Raw genomic sequence first — 503 nt, 5'->3', positions numbered from 1 at the left:
GCCGAGCACCGCGTTCGCGGCCGACGCCACTACCGTGAGCGCCCTTTCGGCCAGCAGAGGAACCGGCTTCACCCCCCGATACGCCTGCCTCGTGTTGCCCAGTATTTTCTGCACGCGCTCGACCGCACGAGACGACGGGCCATACAGCCGCACGTCCACTCCGTTGAAGACGAACTGTGCGGCCTCGTCTCCTCCGATGCAGCCGCCCAGCAGCCCGATCACTCGCGGCCGGCTCTCAGAGAAGTGCGATCCCTTAGGCATGACCTCACTGTCACTGCCCTCTCAGGCACGAACTTTGAGCGCGAGCTTCTCACGCACCTCATCCGGGGGCATCACCCGCACCTCGATCCGCTCGAGAATTTCTACCGCCCGCTGCACGAGCTCGGCGTTAGTCGCCAGCCGCCCGCGGGAGAGATACAGGTTGTCCTCCAGCCCAACCCGTACGTTAGCGCCGACCGACGGTGCCAACGCCACATACGGGAGCTGCATCCGTCCAATTGAGA

General features: G+C 64.8%; 1 protein-coding gene and 1 pseudogene. Both read right to left on the bottom strand.

What is annotated here, in order from left to right; genetic code table 11:
• Positions 1 to 222, bottom strand: a pseudogene (locus Q3C01_RS44940) (3-hydroxyacyl-CoA dehydrogenase NAD-binding domain-containing protein); the annotation flags it as partial.
• Between the two features lie 60 nt (positions 223 to 282).
• A partial coding sequence (locus tag Q3C01_RS44935) for a 3-keto-5-aminohexanoate cleavage protein (RefSeq protein WP_458151759.1) occupies positions 283 to 503 on the bottom strand: 221 nt, incomplete at its 5' end.

This window comes from Bradyrhizobium sp. UFLA05-109 (assembly GCF_054185165.1).
Note: the sequence above shows the minus strand (reverse complement) of the source record. Positions and strands in the feature narration are given on the sequence as shown.